Genomic DNA, 945 nt, shown 5'->3' with positions numbered 1-945 from the left:
TCATCCGTTCTAAGTTCTGGTCAATTTTTTGGATGTCTTCTGGCTTGGTATTTTGGAGCAATTTGTGAAATATTTCTTTTATCCTCCCCCGGTTCATCTGATCCAAGCTCTGGTCAATTTTCTGGATGTCATTGGGGGAGATATTTTTTTGTAATTTTTCCAGTAGTGTTCTAATCTTGCCAGGGTTGCTTGCTGGTGAGTTTTCCGACAGTTGGGAGATTTCTTGTTCAGTGCTAGATTTTTGAAATTTGCTGAGTATCCCTGTAATCTTGCCTCTAATTTTGCCAGGGTTGGTTGGTGCTGAGTTTTGAGACAGTTGGGGGATGTCTGGTTCAGTGGTAGATTTTTGAAATTTGCTGAGTATCCCTCTAATGCTACCTCTAATTTTGCCAGGGTTGCTTGGTTCTGGATTGCTTACCGTTACTGGGGTGTCCTTAGGAGTGCCTGGTTTGGGTAATTTGCTCAGTAGTGACTGAATTCGCCCAGGGGGTTTTTGTTCTAAGGTCTGGTCGAGTTGTTCTAAAGTCTGGTCGAGGGAGTCGAGGGATTGGATATCCTCTGGTTTTTCCTCTGGTTTTTCCTGTTTTTGAAATCGCCGAAGTAGTCTTTCCCGTAAACCCATTACTATCAACCTTTTTATATACGAGGATTTATCTGTTTTAATTGTTATAGCAATTGTCTTTACCATGAGGGACAAAGTGGTCCCCCTAAATCCCCCTTAAAAAGGGGGACTTTGAGCTTGATAAGCGTACCTCATAAATGCAATAAACACTATATAGCAATTCTATATCCCATGAGGTACAAAGTGATCCCCCTAAATCCCCCTTAAAAAGGGGGACTTTGAGCTTGATAAGCGTACCTCATAAATGCAATAAACACTATAACTAGTATAATGACATTTATGGTAAGCTTATTGCTAAATGGCTAGGGCGTGTCTTCAAACTC

Annotated in this window: 1 protein-coding gene; it reads right to left on the bottom strand. The window is 41.2% G+C overall.

Translation table 11 applies throughout. The annotated features are described in order from the left end of the window. On the bottom strand, positions 1-622 hold a 622-nt coding region (locus LYNGBM3L_RS44920; RefSeq protein ID WP_044492394.1), incomplete at its 3' end, for a hypothetical protein. Positions 623-945 lie beyond the last annotated feature (323 nt).

The organism is Moorena producens 3L, from assembly GCF_000211815.1.
Classification (GTDB): domain Bacteria; phylum Cyanobacteriota; class Cyanobacteriia; order Cyanobacteriales; family Coleofasciculaceae; genus Moorena; species Moorena producens.
The sequence above is the reverse complement of the archived record's forward strand: the minus strand, read 5'-3'. Positions and strand labels throughout refer to the sequence as shown.